General features: G+C 43.0%; 15 protein-coding genes, 2 tRNA genes and 3 rRNA genes. 5 read left to right on the top strand and 15 right to left on the bottom strand.

Annotated elements, in window-relative coordinates; all coding sequences use genetic code 11:
• Window positions 1-11: 11 nt before the first annotated feature.
• From AAGD16_RS00250 to AAGD16_RS00240, 3 genes are all read left to right on the top strand, one after another.
• Window positions 12-1391, top strand: a complete 1380-nt coding sequence (locus tag AAGD16_RS00250; RefSeq protein WP_377112912.1) for a class II fumarate hydratase — start codon at window positions 12-14, stop codon at window positions 1389-1391.
• Between the two features lie 107 nt (window positions 1392-1498).
• Window positions 1499-2017, top strand: a complete 519-nt coding sequence (locus tag AAGD16_RS00245; protein WP_171046546.1) for a hypothetical protein — start codon at window positions 1499-1501, stop codon at window positions 2015-2017.
• Window positions 2018-2027: 10 nt separating this feature from the next.
• Window positions 2028-2429, top strand: coding sequence for a hypothetical protein (locus AAGD16_RS00240; RefSeq protein ID WP_008113277.1), 402 nt, complete (start codon window positions 2028-2030; stop codon window positions 2427-2429).
• Window positions 2430-2444: 15 nt separating this feature from the next.
• Here AAGD16_RS00240 and AAGD16_RS00235 read toward each other — a convergent pair whose 3' ends face one another.
• From AAGD16_RS00235 to AAGD16_RS00175, 13 genes are all read right to left on the bottom strand, one after another.
• Window positions 2445-2630, bottom strand: a complete 186-nt coding sequence (locus AAGD16_RS00235; RefSeq protein WP_290191685.1) for a hypothetical protein — start codon at window positions 2628-2630, stop codon at window positions 2445-2447.
• Window positions 2631-2694: 64 nt separating this feature from the next.
• Window positions 2695-3015 (bottom strand): hypothetical protein, encoded by a 321-nt coding sequence (locus tag AAGD16_RS00230; protein WP_008113280.1) that lies wholly within the window; start codon window positions 3013-3015, stop codon window positions 2695-2697.
• Window positions 3012-3650, bottom strand: a complete 639-nt coding sequence (locus AAGD16_RS00225) for a hypothetical protein (protein ID WP_016900243.1) — start codon at window positions 3648-3650, stop codon at window positions 3012-3014. Before AAGD16_RS00225 ends, AAGD16_RS00230 begins: the two co-directional genes overlap by 4 nt.
• A gap of 71 nt (window positions 3651-3721) precedes the next feature.
• Window positions 3722-4414, bottom strand: a complete 693-nt coding sequence (locus tag AAGD16_RS00220) for a PspA/IM30 family protein (RefSeq protein WP_008113282.1) — start codon at window positions 4412-4414, stop codon at window positions 3722-3724.
• Between the two features lie 24 nt (window positions 4415-4438).
• Complete coding sequence (locus tag AAGD16_RS00215; RefSeq protein ID WP_004335098.1) at window positions 4439-4852, bottom strand: YjfI family protein; 414 nt, start codon at window positions 4850-4852, stop codon at window positions 4439-4441.
• Window positions 4853-4932: 80 nt separating this feature from the next.
• Complete coding sequence (locus AAGD16_RS00210; protein WP_016900245.1) at window positions 4933-6654, bottom strand: polyamine aminopropyltransferase; 1722 nt, start codon at window positions 6652-6654, stop codon at window positions 4933-4935.
• Window positions 6655-6658: 4 nt separating this feature from the next.
• The gene (locus AAGD16_RS00205; protein WP_013463678.1) at window positions 6659-7558 is read right to left on the bottom strand and encodes a DUF350 domain-containing protein; all 900 of its coding nucleotides are present in this window, start codon (window positions 7556-7558) and stop codon (window positions 6659-6661) included.
• A 25-nt stretch (window positions 7559-7583) separates the two neighbouring features.
• On the bottom strand, window positions 7584-8516 hold the full coding sequence (locus AAGD16_RS00200) for a hypothetical protein (RefSeq protein ID WP_008113289.1): 933 nt from the start codon (window positions 8514-8516) through the stop codon (window positions 7584-7586).
• 565 nt (window positions 8517-9081) lie between these two features.
• Window positions 9082-9196, bottom strand: a 5S ribosomal RNA gene (gene rrf / locus AAGD16_RS00195).
• A gap of 132 nt (window positions 9197-9328) precedes the next feature.
• A 23S ribosomal RNA gene (locus AAGD16_RS00190) occupies window positions 9329-12225 on the bottom strand.
• Window positions 12226-12523: 298 nt separating this feature from the next.
• Window positions 12524-12599: transfer RNA gene (locus tag AAGD16_RS00185), tRNA-Ala, on the bottom strand.
• A 111-nt stretch (window positions 12600-12710) separates the two neighbouring features.
• Window positions 12711-12787, bottom strand: a tRNA-Ile gene (locus AAGD16_RS00180).
• A 76-nt stretch (window positions 12788-12863) separates the two neighbouring features.
• Window positions 12864-14400 (bottom strand): 16S ribosomal RNA (locus AAGD16_RS00175).
• The 16S, 23S and 5S rRNA genes sit together here with 2 tRNA genes alongside, the layout of an rRNA operon.
• A 593-nt stretch (window positions 14401-14993) precedes the next feature.
• On the opposite strand from AAGD16_RS00175, the gene AAGD16_RS00170 reads away from it, so the two are divergent.
• The gene (locus tag AAGD16_RS00170) at window positions 14994-15533 is read left to right on the top strand and encodes a gamma carbonic anhydrase family protein (protein WP_013463677.1); all 540 of its coding nucleotides are present in this window, start codon (window positions 14994-14996) and stop codon (window positions 15531-15533) included.
• Between the two features lie 14 nt (window positions 15534-15547).
• Here AAGD16_RS00170 and AAGD16_RS00165 read toward each other — a convergent pair whose 3' ends face one another.
• Together AAGD16_RS00165 and aroE are read right to left on the bottom strand one after the other, a co-directional pair.
• Window positions 15548-15802: a DUF1488 domain-containing protein gene (locus AAGD16_RS00165; RefSeq protein ID WP_013463676.1), complete on the bottom strand. Its 255-nt coding sequence runs from the start codon at window positions 15800-15802 to the stop codon at window positions 15548-15550.
• The gene (gene aroE / locus AAGD16_RS00160; RefSeq protein WP_377112901.1) at window positions 15799-16623 is read right to left on the bottom strand and encodes a shikimate dehydrogenase; all 825 of its coding nucleotides are present in this window, start codon (window positions 16621-16623) and stop codon (window positions 15799-15801) included. Before aroE ends, AAGD16_RS00165 begins: the two co-directional genes overlap by 4 nt.
• 52 nt (window positions 16624-16675) lie before the next feature.
• Between aroE and AAGD16_RS00155 the strand changes: the two genes are divergently transcribed.
• Entirely contained in the window at window positions 16676-17113 is a 438-nt protein-coding gene (locus AAGD16_RS00155; protein ID WP_013463674.1) for a group II truncated hemoglobin, read from the top strand.
• Window positions 17114-17115: the final 2 nt, after the last annotated feature.

Genomic DNA, 17115 nt, shown 5'->3' with positions numbered 1-17115 from the left:
TAGGAGTACTAATGAGTAACTTTAGAACAGAATCAGATAGCATGGGGACACTCGACGTGCCCGCTGACGCACTTTATAAAGCACAAACCCAACGCGCCATTAATAACTTTACGATTAGCAACCTCACCATGCCACAGCAATTTATTATTGCTTTAGCGTATATAAAACAAGCCGCAGCATTAACCAATTTAAAGCTGGGCCATTTAGATAAAACAAAAGCAAATGCAATCGAGCATGCCTGCCAAGAAATTATTGATGGTAAACATTATGAGCATTTCCCTGTTGATATTTTTCAAACGGGATCAGGTACCAGCTCAAATATGAATGCCAACGAAGTTATTGCAAGTTTGGCTTCAAAACATGCTAATCAACCTATTCACCCTAACGACGATGTGAATATGGGACAAAGCTCGAATGATGTTATTCCCACTGCAATCGCCTTAAGCAGTGCTATCAGTGTTGATAAAAAATTACTGCCAGCACTAGCAAACTTAGCCGACGCCTTAGAGCAGAAAAAAGCAGACATCGGTCATATAGTTAAAACTGGGCGCACTCATTTAATGGATGCAATGCCAGTGACCTTTGAGCAAACACTCAGCGCATGGCAATCGCAGGTAAAGCACGCAGCCAGCGGTATTGAGCATGCACTAATACGTGTTTGTGAGCTGGCTCAGGGGGGAACAGCGGTCGGCACCGGTATTAATGCCGATCCACAATTTGCTACGCTATTTGCTAAACAGCTAAGTGAAAAAGTAGGGATTAACTTTATCCCCAGTGATAACTTTTTTTATAATATTGGCTCGCAAGATGCCATTGTGGCTTTATCAGGGCAGCTGAAAGTCTATGCCGTTGCGCAAATGAAAATAGCCAACGATCTACGTTGGATGAATTCAGGGCCGCTTGCGGGACTTGGTGAAATAGAGCTTGAAGCATTGCAGCCTGGTTCATCCATTATGCCTGGCAAAGTGAACCCGGTGATCCCAGAAGCCGCTGCAATGGCTAGTGCGCAAGTAATCGGTAACGACGCCACAATTACCGTAGCAGGCCAAGCTGGCAACTTTGAGCTTAACGTAATGCTACCCGTGATTGCTTATAATATCCTGCAAAGTACAGAGATACTTGCTAACAGTGCGCAAGCACTAGCGGATAAAGCCATTGCTAGCTTTAAAGTTAATCAAGCACAGATTGATAAAGCGCTGACTAAAAATCCTATTTTAGTTACTGCACTCAACCCAGTTATTGGCTATGAAAAAGCAGCAAAAATTGCCAAACAAGCTTACCAGCAAGCAAAGCCAATTATTGATATCGCCGAGCAAGAGACTGACCTATCTCGCTCAGAATTAGAGGCATTACTCAATCCAGCTAAATTAACCCAAGGTGGGTTAATGTAAAAGCGCCATTAATGGCGCTTTAATATATTGATAGTAGAGTTTTTATTGCCGTAATGGATGCACCGTGTATGATAGTGATGAATAATTCATCACTATCAGGAACGATTATGCGTACTCCATTACTCGCTCTACTGCTACCGCTTTGCTTAACAGCTTGCTTAGAAACCACCTCAAATGAAACTGAGCAAACTAAAACCAATGCGGTAGAAAACACGTCTACGCCGATACCACAACAAAAACTACCACAAGAAAATAAGCAAAATAAAATAGCACAGCAACTACCGGTTGATGCTGCAAAAGAAGTGTCGCTTGATGATATTAAAACAGCAAAAAATAAATTAAATAACCTCATAGCAGATAAACAATGTTCAACTAGTTCACAGTGTAAAGTCAGTGCTGTTGGTAGCCGTGCCTGTGGTGGACCAAGTGATTACATTGTGTACTCTACACAAAGCGCACCCCAAGAGCAGGTTTCAGCCCTAAGCGATACTATCACTCAATTGGAAAGTACCTATAATGCGCAAAAAGGCATGATGAGTATTTGCCAACATTTAACTGCGCCAAGCACTCAGTGTGTTGAAAATAAATGTGTTAAACTTGAAGGCTCTGCGGTAAGTGTATTTTAAGGATTAGATTATGAGTTGTTTGTCATCTGTAATTAAGCTATCAGCTACCTGTGTTGTTATGACTATGCTGCTTAGCGGTTGCAGTAGTGCACTAACATCAAGCAAAGCTCAAAACGCGAGTGAATCTGTTTTAAATACTCAACTTAATGAGCTTACAAGTAATAAAAGCTGCACAGCCAGCTATCAATGTAAGGTGTTAGGTGTTGGCTCGCGTGTCTGTGGGGGGCCGAGTAAGTATGTTGTGTACTCAACATTAAATCACTCTCAAGAACAAGCAGAGCAATTAGCGCAAAAAATCACTGAGCAAGAACAACTAGATAATGCAATGCTTGAGTTCAAAGACTGTTCACCAGTGCTAGAAGTCCACTCTTTATGTATTGATAATCAATGTAAAACAGTTAACTACCAGTAGCAGTTCGTTTCGGTGTTAATCTAATAGTGGTATTAACACCGAAACAACCACCACCATGAAAATACACACACCTGCCTTAAAAATGTATTCCAGTGGCATTTTTTTCTGTACCCAGTAGGCATATATAAAACGCACGAAGTAACTTGCCGCCGTGCCAAATAAAGCAAACATGAGTAAGTAGGCAATCAATAAGATATTCACAGCGGCACTTTTTTAGAAAATAATAGCCCCAGTGTAAGTATTTTACATAAAGAAGGCAAAAGGGTTACTTAGTCTTTTTTGTATGCTCAATGAGTAACTCTGCTACCTGTTGCTTTACCGCTCTTTTATCATCTACTGCCACTTCAAACCGGCTAGCCAATTGGGCTATTTCGTCATCATTTAAATTAAACGATAGTCGTTGCCGTGTTTTTTTAGACTTTACATCAAGACCTAAAATTTTACGGATCATATCTGAGGGAGTGAGCTCTTGATCGATAGCTTGTTTTTTTATCGACTTTTGTACCTCACTACTCAAATCAAATGCCATTTGCGTGGCGCGCACAGCTTGCTCTTGGCGCAACCACTTGTCTTTAGCATCACTCACTGGGCATCTCCAGGAAACAAATCAACAATATCGCTAATTGGGCGAGTTAACGTCAGTGAGACTTCTGTTTCACCTCCCTCCCAAATCTCTATATTAACGCTATGCCCTTCATCAGGAGAGGCTAAGCAAATCATTTCACAGGGTTCACCACCGTCTTGCTCATAGCGAGGCAGCGTTTGGCCACGAAAGTCTTTATTATGAAAATAACATACATAAGGCGATTCACTTTGTTGATAGCTTTTAGCTAAAAATTGCATAAAACGCTCAGGGGTATTTTGTACCGTGATATGTGTTAATGACTCTTCATCAAAAATACGCGCAAATTCATCAAGACCAAAGATCTCTTCAACTTCATCACGCTGAATTTTTATAGAGAAGTTTGCCCACTGTTCACCATCATTTTGCTCTATTTGTAAAAACACCACTTGGCCAGTGTTAGTTTCAAGTACAAATTCAGTATCACTGCTGTGTTGGTACTGATACGTTTGCACATCAATAACGCGCAACGTTTGACCTTTAAGCCATGAAGGATAAGCAAACGAATCAATGACAGTAAACATGTCGCCTTTTTTAAGGTCACTCGCATGATTAAGCTGACGTTCTGGCTTTTTTTTAGATTTGAAAAAATTAAACATATAAGGTGCCTCTGTAAGCAAAAAAGGTAACGGAGCGAAACTCGGTTACCTTTTTGATATGGTTCTAAATGTTAGCTATTTTGCTTCGCTTTAATGCGCGCTAAAATATCAGCACTTTTTGGATTCGTATCACCAATACCTGCTTCAGCCATTTTAGCTTTTAAATCGTCGCCATTAACATCTGCTTCTAGAGACTTTGCAGCACCTAATTGATCAGTACGGTCTTGTTGGCGTTGCTTAATACGCTCAAGCGACTGACGCGCCGATGTCATTGATGAATTATTAGTATTAAGCGTGCTGTTTACAGCCATTGTCGCTTGCTGAACGCTTTCTGTGGTTTTAACCATAGTAAGCTGACGCTGATTTTCCTTAATTGATTTTTCAGCATCTTTTACTTGCTGCTTCAAAGTCACTATGTGATTACTAAAGCCCGCTAACACTTGCTCGTGCTCAGCTTTCTCAGCTTCAAAGTCACCAATTTTTTCTGCAATTTCTAATGCTAATGCTTCATTCCCTTTTTCAAGGGCTTGACCTGCATAAGCTTCATGCTCAGCAATTGATGCATCTACTGCGCTAATTTTACGCTTAGTTTGCATTTCTTTAGCCATCACTTCTGTTAGGCTTTTTTTAGCACGGTGTAACGCATTTTGTGCATCAGCAATTTCTTGCTCAAAAATACGAATACCATTGGCATCAACAATTGCTTCGCCTGCTTCACGTGCGCCGCCACGTACTGCTGTAAATAATTTTTTTAAAATACTCATAATCTTAACTCCACTAACTAGCTACTAATCGTTTAAATATAAGGTCACGGCTTCTAGTGCATCTATAGCGTTATCAGCTAATGTCACTAGTTCGTGGGTAACATCATCTAGAGATGAATTTACCGACAGTGCACCAAAAATCGCGTATTTATTATCGATCTTAGCAAATGCACTCAGTGGAATTGGCACGTTTAAACGCAGTAGTGTTTCGTTTAACTCGTTGCGTAATTCACTTTTTACTTCATCTTCGTCAAACAAGTAGCTAATACATAGTAATTGCTCTTGTGTTTGAGTAACAAAAATTGGAAGCTCGTCATTTCCATCAACAATGACTTGTAAAACATCTTGCTCACCTGGATTGGCAATCAAGAAAGACTCAAAGTTAGCACCCTCGGTTTCAAAAGACGCTAATTTTATTGAAAGTTCATTTAATTCCATGTCTCTGCCTTTTCGTCGTTTGACATATTATGTCTGAGTTAAGATTCGCACGGCCGACATATTATGTCAACCATGTTTTATTAATTTTTATACAATTCACTTTCTATTTGCCAAGCTGCTCGGTAGTAATCATACAAGCGACCAGAACCTAACCTATTGACTTCAATATCGTTCACTTGTTCAAAATAGTTATTAGGAAATGCAAAACTGGCTAATAAATATTTTTTACTAATCCACCGAGATGGCACTGGCATATCAGTTATATTGCTAATACGGGCACTAGGTGATTGCCCCATTTTAGTCGCAATAGTCCATCCCCATTGACCAAACGAAGGAATGTTTTGCTGATATTGCTCTACATAATCAAAACCTGCGGCTTTCACCGTTTTAGCAATACTTAAAAATGCCTTTTTCGCATGATAAGGCGATGTTGACTGTACCGCCATAGCACCATCAGGCGCTAATAATTGGCGTACATGATTATAAAAGTAATCGCTGTACATCTTATTAAGATCAGGGTGATTAGGGTCTGGCAAATCAATTAAAATAGTATCGAACTGCTTTGACTGATCCAGTAGCTTTTCAACTTCTAAAAATGCATCGCCCACAATAATATTTGCTCGCGGGTCATGCATCGATTCATTATTGAGTGCTACCAACCGCTGTTTAATCTCTTCTGGCGGTGTGAATTTATCGTCTTCATGGCCAAATAAATTCAGTAGCTGGCCATCTAAATCAATTAGTGTGACTTCTTTGACTGGCCACTTTAATACATCACGCATGGCTAATCCGTCACCGCCACCAATAATCAAAACACGGTCATGACGATTAGATGCGAGCATTGCAGGATAAACAAGCATTGAGTGATATATTTGCTCATCTACACTAGAGAACTGCAAACGACCATTTAAATATAGATCAGTAATTGGCTGAGGCTGATTTTTACTTAAACGCTCTGTTAGCACCACATGTTGATACTTAGTCGCCTGAGAGTAAATAACTTTATCTTTGTATAGTACGTTACTTAGGTTATCCATCCAGCTACTACCAAACTGCAAAATAAAAGCGAATAACACCAGCAGTAATATATGGCAAACCAATAGCAACTTAGCAAAGCGTACATAGCTATGATAACGCCATAAAAAGGCAAGTCCGGCAATAATGTTAAATAGCGCTGTCCAAGCGGCGGCTTGCATTATTGGCATTGCGAGCATAATACTCACCCAAATTGCCGCGCCAATACCAGCGCCAATATAGTCAGCCCCATATATAGTGCCGGCGTTATTTTCTAAAAAACGTCCATAAACATGCTGGCGAATGCGCGCAATAAGCGGTATTTCCATACCAATAAATAGCCCTAATATTAAGCCAAATACATAAGGTAAAAAGCGAGACCACTCTTGCAGCTTTTGAAACACGTAACCATTAAGAATAACGTCAGGTGGAATATTAAAAATACTTGAGAATAAATGAGGGAGTGAATAACTCACGGCAATAATGCTGGCAATGGCTAATATACAGCCCATACCTATCAGCGCAATAATGCTTTCTAGCCAAGCAAATGCGGTGAAGGCATCTTTAAACCAACGCGCTAAAAATGCACCCATCCCCATAGCTACAATCATAGTGCCTATCATGGCGTAAATTGCACTCTCAACTGAGCCGAGTACTCGGCCAGCATAATGAGAAAGTAAGTATTCATAAATAAGGCCGCACCCAGCGAGTACGGCCATAACAGTGATCAGTAAAATATCATGCCCAAGTAAATTAAATTTACTTGGGGAAGCTTGAGTTGATGACACGTGATTATGCACCCAGTAGTGTGGCCATAGTGATCCCGACAGCAAATGACACAGCTGCAGAAATAGCGGCAACACCCACATTCTTTTGACGATTCACTTCATCTGAAATATTACAGCCAGCAAGAATGATTTTAATCGTCAGTAAGTGCAGTAAAATGAAAGCAACCAAACAAACAACGGCGCTTAGCGCCCAGTAAAGTAAACTCGCATTAATATTGTCAGCAGCATAAGGAGCAATGCCTGTTGCAGCAGTAATGGCTAATGCACTACCAATTAAAAAGCCTGCATAACGAACACCTACTGCTAAATTACCATCAATAATAGCCTGTTGTAGGCAGTCGCCACTTTTATTGGTGCGCTTAAATAACTGCACGCGATATTGGCTTACTAACAGCAATACCACACTACCAATTACAAACGCAGCAATAACAATAGGAATGCCATGCCAACCTTCAGTAGCAACCCACAATAGGGCTGAGCGGATAACCACGGCAACACTTACTACATGGCCAAAATCAATAATTGACGCAGTAACGTTACCTTTGACTATTTCGTTATGTAAGCTCACTTTACGCAGCGCCACTTTATCTTGAAAAAAGTGACCCAGCTTTATAAGCAAAATTGCTAATGCGCCATAGCCAAGCATTAACAGTGCTTCTTTTTGTAACGTAGCAGCAAAGGCACCACTACTCACGCCCGTTAACACAATCGCAAGTGCTACCAAACCAGCGGCAAAGCTTATTCCAAATGCAAAGTTATCGCGCTCGGTAATTTCATCATTGGCATGTAAATTAGATACCCAACCTTTAATATACTTTAAGCTCACAAACAGTAAGATGATAATTGCAAAGTCCACAGACAGTGCTTGCAAAGACCACATAGTTATTCCATTAAATTCATACATATTATTCTAACTCCAACGTTATTCTTTACTTACCACGACTTACGCCGCGCGAGGTTCTGCTACTGCTATTACGAACCGATCCTGAATTATTGCTATAACTACTCGCTCTTGAGTAACTGCTGCGACTTTTAGGCGGCGTATAACTGCTGCGACTCAAACCTGATGCACCTGTTTTTTTACTCGCATAAGGACTAGTGAACTGCTTGCCTTGGCGTTGGTAAGATTGTCGTGTACGTGTTTCTAATGCACTTTGGGTTTTTATTTGTTTAGGGCTTGAGTAACGAGTACGACCATAGTCATTGTAGTAACTATACTTACGGCGTTTACTCCAACTTCCGTATTCAACTCGGTCAAATACATCACCCAAAATACGGTACATGCCGTACCACTGCCAAAAGCTAATACCACTACTATTCGTTTGCCAATTACCATAGTTAGGGTTACCTACCATTTGGTTACCAACACCTTGGCCTTCAGCTTTTTGGCTTATAGCACCGACTCGTGCCAAAGAACCATTCGACATATCCGCAAGCATATTAATAGGATCGGTTAAGGCATCAGAAAATAACGTTGGCTTGGCGGCTTCACGCAATAAATCAATATTGTATAAAGTGTCTTCGTAAGGAGGAATTAAGTAATTACCCTTAATATCATCAAGGCGTTGGGTTAAGCCACTATAAAGGGCTCCCTGGCGTGTGGCATCAAGGCTAACTACATCAACAACCTTACTGAGTTCAGGTTGCTGTTGTTTAAGGATACGACTGTATTCTTTAAGAATAATCGCATTACGTATACTACCATTATCAAGTGCTTTACCAAGCTGAGTAAGCTCGACATCGGCCTTTTTAATGGACTCTTGAATTGTTTGTTGTAGCTGCTCTTCTTTAGATTGACAACCAATCAGTGCTGTAAACAAACAAAACAGGCTGAGAAGTTTCCAAGCTTTTATATTCGACATTCATGTCACCTGATTTACTAAATTATCCTAGATAGTTTTACACAGGACAGTTATTAAACCAACAATGAAATTGCAACAAGATGATAATTTAGGGACTAGTTTAAAGGTGCAAGGAGAATAACTGAGATCAGTAAAGGGAGAATGCTGATGGTAATACTTCAAAACTTATAACTGAGGGCTTAACACTGACTTGTCTTTAGAGTAACGGTCCTACTTCTTAGCGACAGCGCAGTAGCATGTCGTGGCAGAACGGCGTGGAGAGTCATAATGAAGGCATGAAGGTGGCTTTTGGCTATTATACCAATCCGCAATAATACTCAATCATTTTGCGGGGCTAAACGTGTCGCTATCTGTGTTAAAAAACTCTCATTTAGAACAACTAAATAGCGAATTTTTTGCCTAGCTATCAACCCGTTTTTCCTACCTCAAAATAGACCGCTTAATTAAGCAAATTGGTATTGTTTCTTCCTTTTAACTGGTGCCTTTCACCTCGAACCTGCATTTACACTTTCCTGCAGACGTAAAAAAGCCCGACTATTTCTAGTCGGGCTTTCTTTAATTTGGAGCCTGGTAATGTCCTACTTTCACATAGCAAATGCTACACTATCATCGGCGCTGTTTCGTTTCACTACTGAGTTCGGCATGGGGTCAGGTGGGTCCAAAACGCTATTGTCACCAAGCAAATTTGGTGTAAGGTCGATTTAATCGAGCTTACTAAAATTTGGAATTTCTGATAATAAAAGTCTTCAAGTATCTACTTTAGTCTATTAACTTCTTGCTTAAACTATCACATAAAACGCGTTTGGCGTTGTATGGTTAAGCCTCACGGGTAATTAGTACAAGTTAGCTTAATGGCTCACACCACTTCCACATCTTGCCTATCAACGTTGTAGTCTTCAACGGCCCTTCAGAGACTTTAAAAGTCTAGTGAGAACTCATCTCGAGGCCTGCTTCGCGCTTAGATGCTTTCAGCGCTTATCAGTTCCGAACGTAGCTACCGGGCAATGCCATTGGCATGACAACCCGAACACCAGCGGTTCGTTCACTCCGGTCCTCTCGTACTAGGAGCAACCCCTCTCAATTCTCAAACGCCCACGGCAGATAGGGACCGAACTGTCTCACGACGTTCTAAACCCAGCTCGCGTACCACTTTAAATGGCGAACAGCCATACCCTTGGGACCGACTTCAGCCCCAGGATGTGATGAGCCGACATCGAGGTGCCAAACACCGCCGTCGATATGAACTCTTGGGCGGTATCAGCCTGTTATCCCCGGAGTACCTTTTATCCGTTGAGCGATGGCCCTTCCATTCAGAACCACCGGATCACTATGACCTACTTTCGTACCTGCTCGACGTGTCTGTCTCGCAGTTAAGCTGGCTTCTACCATTACACTAACCGTACGATGTCCGACCGTACTTAGCCAACCTTCGTGCTCCTCCGTTACTCTTTGGGAGGAGACCGCCCCAGTCAAACTACCCACCAGGCACTGTCCGTAACCCCGATTCAGGGGCCAACGTTAGAACATCAAAACTACAAGGGTGGTATTTCAAGGACGACTCCACAAAAACTAGCGTCTCTGCTTCTAAGTCTCCCACCTATCCTACACATGTAGGTTCAATGTTCAGTGCCAAGCTGTAGTAAAGGTTCACGGGGTCTTTCCGTCTAGCCGCGGGTACACAGCATCTTCACTGCGATTTCAATTTCACTGAGTCTCGGGTGGAGACAGCGTGGCCATGGTTACACCATTCGTGCAGGTCGGAACTTACCCGACAAGGAATTTCGCTACCTTAGGACCGTTATAGTTACGGCCGCCGTTTACCGGGGCTTCGATCAAGAGCTTCTCCGAAGATAACCCCATCAATTAACCTTCCGGCACCGGGCAGGTGTCACACCGTATACGTCATCTTGCGATTTTGCACAGTGCTGTGTTTTTAATAAACAGTCCCAGCCACCTGGTCACTGCGGCTCCAATCAGCTTAGGGAGCAAGTCCCATCACCAATCGGAGCGTACCTTCTCCCGAAGTTACGGTACGATTTTGCCTAGTTCCTTCACCCGAGTTCTCTCAAGCGCCTTAGTATTCTCTACCTGACCACCTGTGTCGGTTTGGGGTACGATTCGGTATAATCTGAAGCTTAGAGGCTTTTCCTGGAAGTATGGCATCAGCAACTTCATCACCTTGGTGACTCGTCTCGTGTCTCAGCCTAACAGCAACCCGGATTTACCTAAGTCGCTAGCCTACACACTTTCACATGGACTACCATCGCCATGCTTGCTTAGCCTGCTCCGTCCCCCCCATCCATCGCAATTATACCAAGTACGGAAATATTAATCCGTTTCCCATCGACTACGCCTTTCGGCCTCGCCTTAGGGGTCGACTTACCCTACCCTGATTAACATGGGATAGGAACCCTTGGTCTTCCGGCGTGCGGGTTTTTCACCCGCATTATCGTTACTCATGTCAGCATTCGCACTTCTGATACGTCCAGCATACCTCCCGGTACACCTTCAACCGCTTACAGAACGCTCCCCTACCACTCAAAATAAATTTTGAATCCGCAGCTTCGGTGCATAGTTTAGCCCCGTTACATCTTCCGCGCAGACCGACTCGACCAGTGAGCTATTACGCTTTCTTTAAAGGATGGCTGCTTCTAAGCCAACCTCCTGGCTGTCTGGGCCTTTCCACATCGTTTCCCACTTAACTATGACTTTGGGACCTTAGCTGGCGGTCTGGGTTGTTTCCCTCTTCACGACGGACGTTAGCACCCGCCGTGTGTCTCCCGGATATTACTTTACGGTACGGTATTCGGAGTTTGCAAAGGGTTGGTAAGTCGGGATGACCCCCTAGCCTTAACAGTGCTCTACCCCCGTAAGTATTCGTCCGAGGCTCTACCTAAATAGATTTCGGGGAGAACCAGCTATCTCCCGGTTTGATTAGCCTTTCACTCCTAACCACAGGTCATCCCCTAACTTTTCAACGTTAGTGGGTTCGGTCCTCCAGTTGATGTTACTCAACCTTCAACCTGCCCATGGCTAGATCACCGGGTTTCGGGTCTATACCTTGCAACTATTCGCCCAGTTAAGACTCGGTTTCCCTACGGCTACCCTAATCGGTTAACCTCGCTACAAAATATAAGTCGCTGACCCATTATACAAAAGGTACGCAGTCACCCAACAAGTGGGCTCCTACTGCTTGTACGTACACGGTTTCAGGTTCTATTTCACTCCCCTCACAGGGGTTCTTTTCGCCTTTCCCTCACGGTACTGGTTCACTATCGGTCAGTTGGGAGTATTTAGCCTTAGATGATGGTCCACCTATATTCAGTCAAAGTTTCACGTGCTCCGACCTACTCGATTTCACTTAAAATGCGTTTTCATGTACGGGACTATCACCCTGTATCGTGGCACTTTCCAGAGCCTTCCATTAACACATAATAAGCTTAAGGGCTGTTCCGATTTCGCTCGCCGCTACTATCGGAATCTCGGTTGATTTCTTTTCCTACGGGTACTTAGATGTTTCAGTTCTCCGCGTTCGCCTCGTTAACCTATGTATTCAGTTAACGATACCTGCAAGCAGGTGGGTTTCCCCATTCGGAAATCCTAGTCTCAAGTGCTTTTTACTAGCTTGACTAGGCTTATCGCAAGTTAATACGTCCTTCATCGCCTCCAACTGCCAAGGCATCCACCGTGTACGCTTAGTCACTTAACCATACAACCCAAACGGGTCTTTGTTTTGTGACAGTTTAACTTCGCCAGAAGTTAATATTGAATACTAAAGTAGATACCAATTAATCCGAAGATTAAATTGGCACTGAATGATACTGCTATCATTCTTTTTTACTTTTGAAAACTCTGTACAAATAACAATGTTATTCATACGAATTTTATTATCAGCTTTTCCAAATTTTTAAAGAGCAGAGAATCAAAAACTTCTCAAAATTAAACACACTCTATTCTCAGGTGATTGTGCTACCCGATAAAAGAATATTTATTTTTAAGAAGTAAAGTGGTGGAGCTAAGCAGGATCGAACTGCTGACCTCCTGCGTGCAAGGCAGGCGCTCTCCCAGCTGAGCTATAGCCCCACATATGCTGGTCTTACTGTTTGTATACCGACTTCTTTTTAAGACAAGGCGTAAGTTGAGGCCGTTTAGTTTACTAAACAACGAAGCTTACAACGAAGCATTAAGAAGAAGTGGTGGGTCTGAGTAGATTTGAACTACCGACCTCACCCTTATCAGGGGTGCGCTCTAACCAGCTGAGCTACAGACCCAAACAATAAGTGTTGTTCTCTTTACAATTAACAATCATCTGTGTGGACACTACGAACAAATAAGTTCTAAATCGTATAAGGAGGTGATCCAGCCCCAGGTTCCCCTAGGGCTACCTTGTTACGACTTCACCCCAGTCATGAATCACTCCGTGGTAAACGTCCTCCCGAGGGTTAGACTATCTACTTCTGGAGCAACCCACTCCCATGGTGTGACGGGCGGTGTGTACAAGGCCCGGGAACGTATTCACCGCGTCATTCTGATACGCGATTACTAGCGATTCCGACTTCATGGAGTCGAGTTGCAGACTCCAATCCGGACTACGACGCACTTTAAGTGATTCGCTTACTCTCGCGAGTTCGCAGCACTCTGTATGCGCCATTGTAGCACGTGTGTAGCCCTACACGTAAGGGCCATGATGACTTGACGTCGTCCCCACCTTCCTCCGGTTTATCACCGGCAGTCTCCTTAGAGTTCTCAGCATTACCTGCTAGCAACTAAGGATAGGGGTTGCGCTCGTTGCGGGACTTAACCCCAACATCTCACAACACGAGCTGACGACAGCCATGCAGCACCTGTATCAGAGCTCCCGAAGGCACCAAACTATCTCTAGTAAGTTCTCTGTATGTCAAGTGTAGGTAAGGTTCTTCGCGTTGCATCGAATTAAACCACATGCTCCACCGCTTGTGCGGGCCCCCGTCAATTCATTTGAGTTTTAACCTTGCGGCCGTACTCCCCAGGCGGTCTACTTAATGCGTTAGCTTTGAAAAACAGAACCGAGGTTCCGAGCTTCTAGTAGACATCGTTTACGGCGTGGACTACCAGGGTATCTAATCCTGTTTGCTCCCCACGCTTTCGTACATGAGCGTCAGTGTTGACCCAGGTGGCTGCCTTCGCCATCGGTATTCCTTCAGATCTCTACGCATTTCACCGCTACACCTGAAATTCTACCACCCTCTATCACACTCTAGTTTGCCAGTTCGAAATGCAGTTCCCAGGTTGAGCCCGGGGCTTTCACATCTCGCTTAACAAACCGCCTGCGTACGCTTTACGCCCAGTAATTCCGATTAACGCTCGCACCCTCCGTATTACCGCGGCTGCTGGCACGGAGTTAGCCGGTGCTTCTTCTGTCAGTAACGTCACAGCTAGCAGGTATTAACTACTAACCTTTCCTCCTGACTGAAAGTGCTTTACAACCCGAAGGCCTTCTTCACACACGCGGCATGGCTGCATCAGGCTTGCGCCCATTGTGCAATATTCCCCACTGCTGCCTCCCGTAGGAGTCTGGGCCGTGTCTCAGTCCCAGTGTGGCTGATCATCCTCTCAAACCAGCTAGGGATCGTCGCCTTGGTGAGCCATTACCTCACCAACTAGCTAATCCCACTTGGGCCAATCTAAAGGCGAGAGCCGAAGCCCCCTTTGGTCCGTAGACATTATGCGGTATTAGCAGTCGTTTCCAACTGTTGTCCCCCACCTCAAGGCATGTTCCCAAGCATTACTCACCCGTCCGCCGCTCGTCAGCAAAGTAGCAAGCTACTTTCTGTTACCGCTCGACTTGCATGTGTTAGGCCTGCCGCCAGCGTTCAATCTGAGCCATGATCAAACTCTTCAATTAAAAAGTTTTATGTCTTTCGACAGCTCAATGAATTCTGAATTTATTTAATATCTTTCGATATTGAATTGACTGTGCTGAATAATTACCGAAGTAACTATTCTGTTGGTCACTCAGTTCAATTGAGACTCTAAATTTGTTTGCCTCGTTACTTGCTCAATAAAGAACGAAGTAGCTTGGCTGTTAGAACTCAATCTGTACGAGTGCCCACACAGATGATTGCTTTATATTGTTAAAGAACGTTGCGACATTGTCGCTAGGGATGCGTATAATACATCCTTTATTTTTCGAGTCAACACTTAATTTTAAACTTTCTTGCGATGATTTAAACTTAAGTTTTACTTAACTCTTTGAGTAGCTCATGCCTCGCTATGCGTTGGCGTTCCCCGTCTCAGTGGGGTCGCATTATAGGGAGAACAGATTTTTACGCAAGTACTTTTTTAAAGAAAAACTAAAAAAACACACTGTTCGGTCAGTATCTGAGCTAAAACAGATGAAACAGCTAGTTTTATAATCAAATCAGGCTTTGCTGGTACTTAAATAAGCGCTACTGTTACACTGATACTATTCATATTGTTTAATTTAAAGGTGCATATATGGCAATACGTTCTTATAAAGGAATAACTCCTGCGTTTAATGATTCTGTTTATATAGACGAGTCGTCTGTATTAGTCGGTGATATCACCCTAGGTGATGATAGTAGTGTATGGCCACTAGTTGCTGCCCGTGGTGATGTTAATCATATTCGTATCGGTAAGCGTACTAATATACAAGATGGCAGTGTTTTACATTTATCAAGAGCGACTAAAAGCAATCCTGAGGGTTACCCACTTATTATTGGTGATGATGTTACCGTGGGTCATAAGGTAATGCTGCATGGCTGCGTTCTAGGTAACCGCATACTCGTGGGCATGGGCGCTATTATTATGGATAACGTAATTGTAGAAGACGAGGTGATTATTGGTGGTGGTGCTTTAGTACCTCCTAATAAGCGTTTAGAGTCTGGCTATTTGTATGTAGGTAGCCCAGCGAAACAAGCCCGCCCTTTAACAGATCAAGAGCTGAGCTTTTTAAAAGTGTCTGCCGATAATTACGTGCAGCTTAAAGATGAATACTTAGCTGAAGACGCGAAATAACCACAACTTTTTGCTTAATTAAGTAAACTCACTTCTATTTGCCCTGCCGAGTTATAGCTTTCGTCTTCGATTAGCTGCTCGGCACGCTCTTCATAATCAAATCGATATTGTTCAAAATAACGCGTTGCATGACTCTCATCGGCTAAATTTAAACTACTTACAGCAATCACACACTCAACTAGCATTCCGCTTACTTGTGCAAAAAAAACTAATTGATGAGTTGGCTCTCTAAATTCGAGTCGGTCTATAAACTGTATTGCTTGATTCATTTAAGTACTCCCTGCTTTAATGCAATAACAACGGGAACAATGTCCGGCATTTTATTTCGCCATACATAATAAGCTTGTGCAGCTTGCCCTACTAACATGCCACTGCCATCTAATAGCTTAGCCGCTTTATTGTGTTCGCTCACCCAATTCATAAATAGCGTATTTTGCGTCGCATAAAACATATCGTAAGCCATTTCACATGCGCTTAAGTGCTTTTCGCTTAACGCAGGTAACTCATTATTCATGCTACTTGAGGTTGAGTTAATAACTAAATGATAATCGGCAGAAGGAAGGTCGTCAAAACCATACCCCGAAACATTGCCGTGCCCAGTAAAGAGTTTTGCCAATGTTTCGGCTTTGTGTGCCGTGCGATTAACGATAATGATTTCTTTAGGCTGCTGCTCAAGTAAAGGTAAAATAACACCACGGGCAGCGCCACCTGCACCAATGATCAGCAGGCGTTTACCTGTTATTATTATTTTATTCGCTAGTAAATCGTTCACAAAGCCTATGCCGTCGGTGTTATCACCGAGTAAGGTACCATCATCGCGCTTTTTAAGGGTATTTACTGCGCCTGCAAGTTTAGCAACTGGGGTTAGTTCATCGGCTAAAGCAAAGGCCTGCTCTTTAAAAGGAACAGTGACATTTGCGCCTTTGCCCCCTTGCTCAAAAAAAGTCGCGACTGTTTTTTCAAATCCATCGATAGGTGCTAATATTGCGCGATAGTCGATTTGCTCTCCCAATGACTTAGCAAACTGCTGATGTATGCTGGGAGATTTTGAATGTTTGATTGGATTTCCAAAAACCGCATATTTATCCATTTTAAACAACCTCTTTGCAGTTTTAGTACTGCCTATTAACGATGATAAAACTATGATTAAAAGACTCTTTTCAAGATCAAAGCCGTCTACAACCACTCAAGCGCCTACGCCAGAGAAAACCCCGTATGAAATCATCGGCGGAGAAGCGCCCACGCGTGCAATTGCCAATAGATTCTACGACATAATGGCCAGCGATGAATACGCTAAACCGTTATATGATATGCATCCTCAACCATTAGATAGAATTCGCCAAGTATTTTTTGAGTTTTTATCGGGTTGGCTTGGTGGCCCAGACTTATTTGTAGAAAAACATGGCCATCCAATGCTGCGCAAACGCCATATGCCATTTCCTATTGATCAAGATTTACGTGATCAGTGGATGTATTGCATGAATAAAACCTTAGACATAGAAATTGATAACCCCGTTTTACGCGAAGGTTTACGCCAATCACTGGCACAGCTTGCCAGTCATATGATTAATCAGCATTAATT

Origin of the sequence: Pseudoalteromonas sp. M58, from assembly GCF_042604605.1 — a bacterium.
GTDB lineage: Bacteria > Pseudomonadota > Gammaproteobacteria > Enterobacterales > Alteromonadaceae > Pseudoalteromonas > Pseudoalteromonas tetraodonis.
The sequence above is the reverse complement of the archived record's forward strand: the minus strand, read 5'-3'. Positions and strand labels throughout refer to the sequence as shown.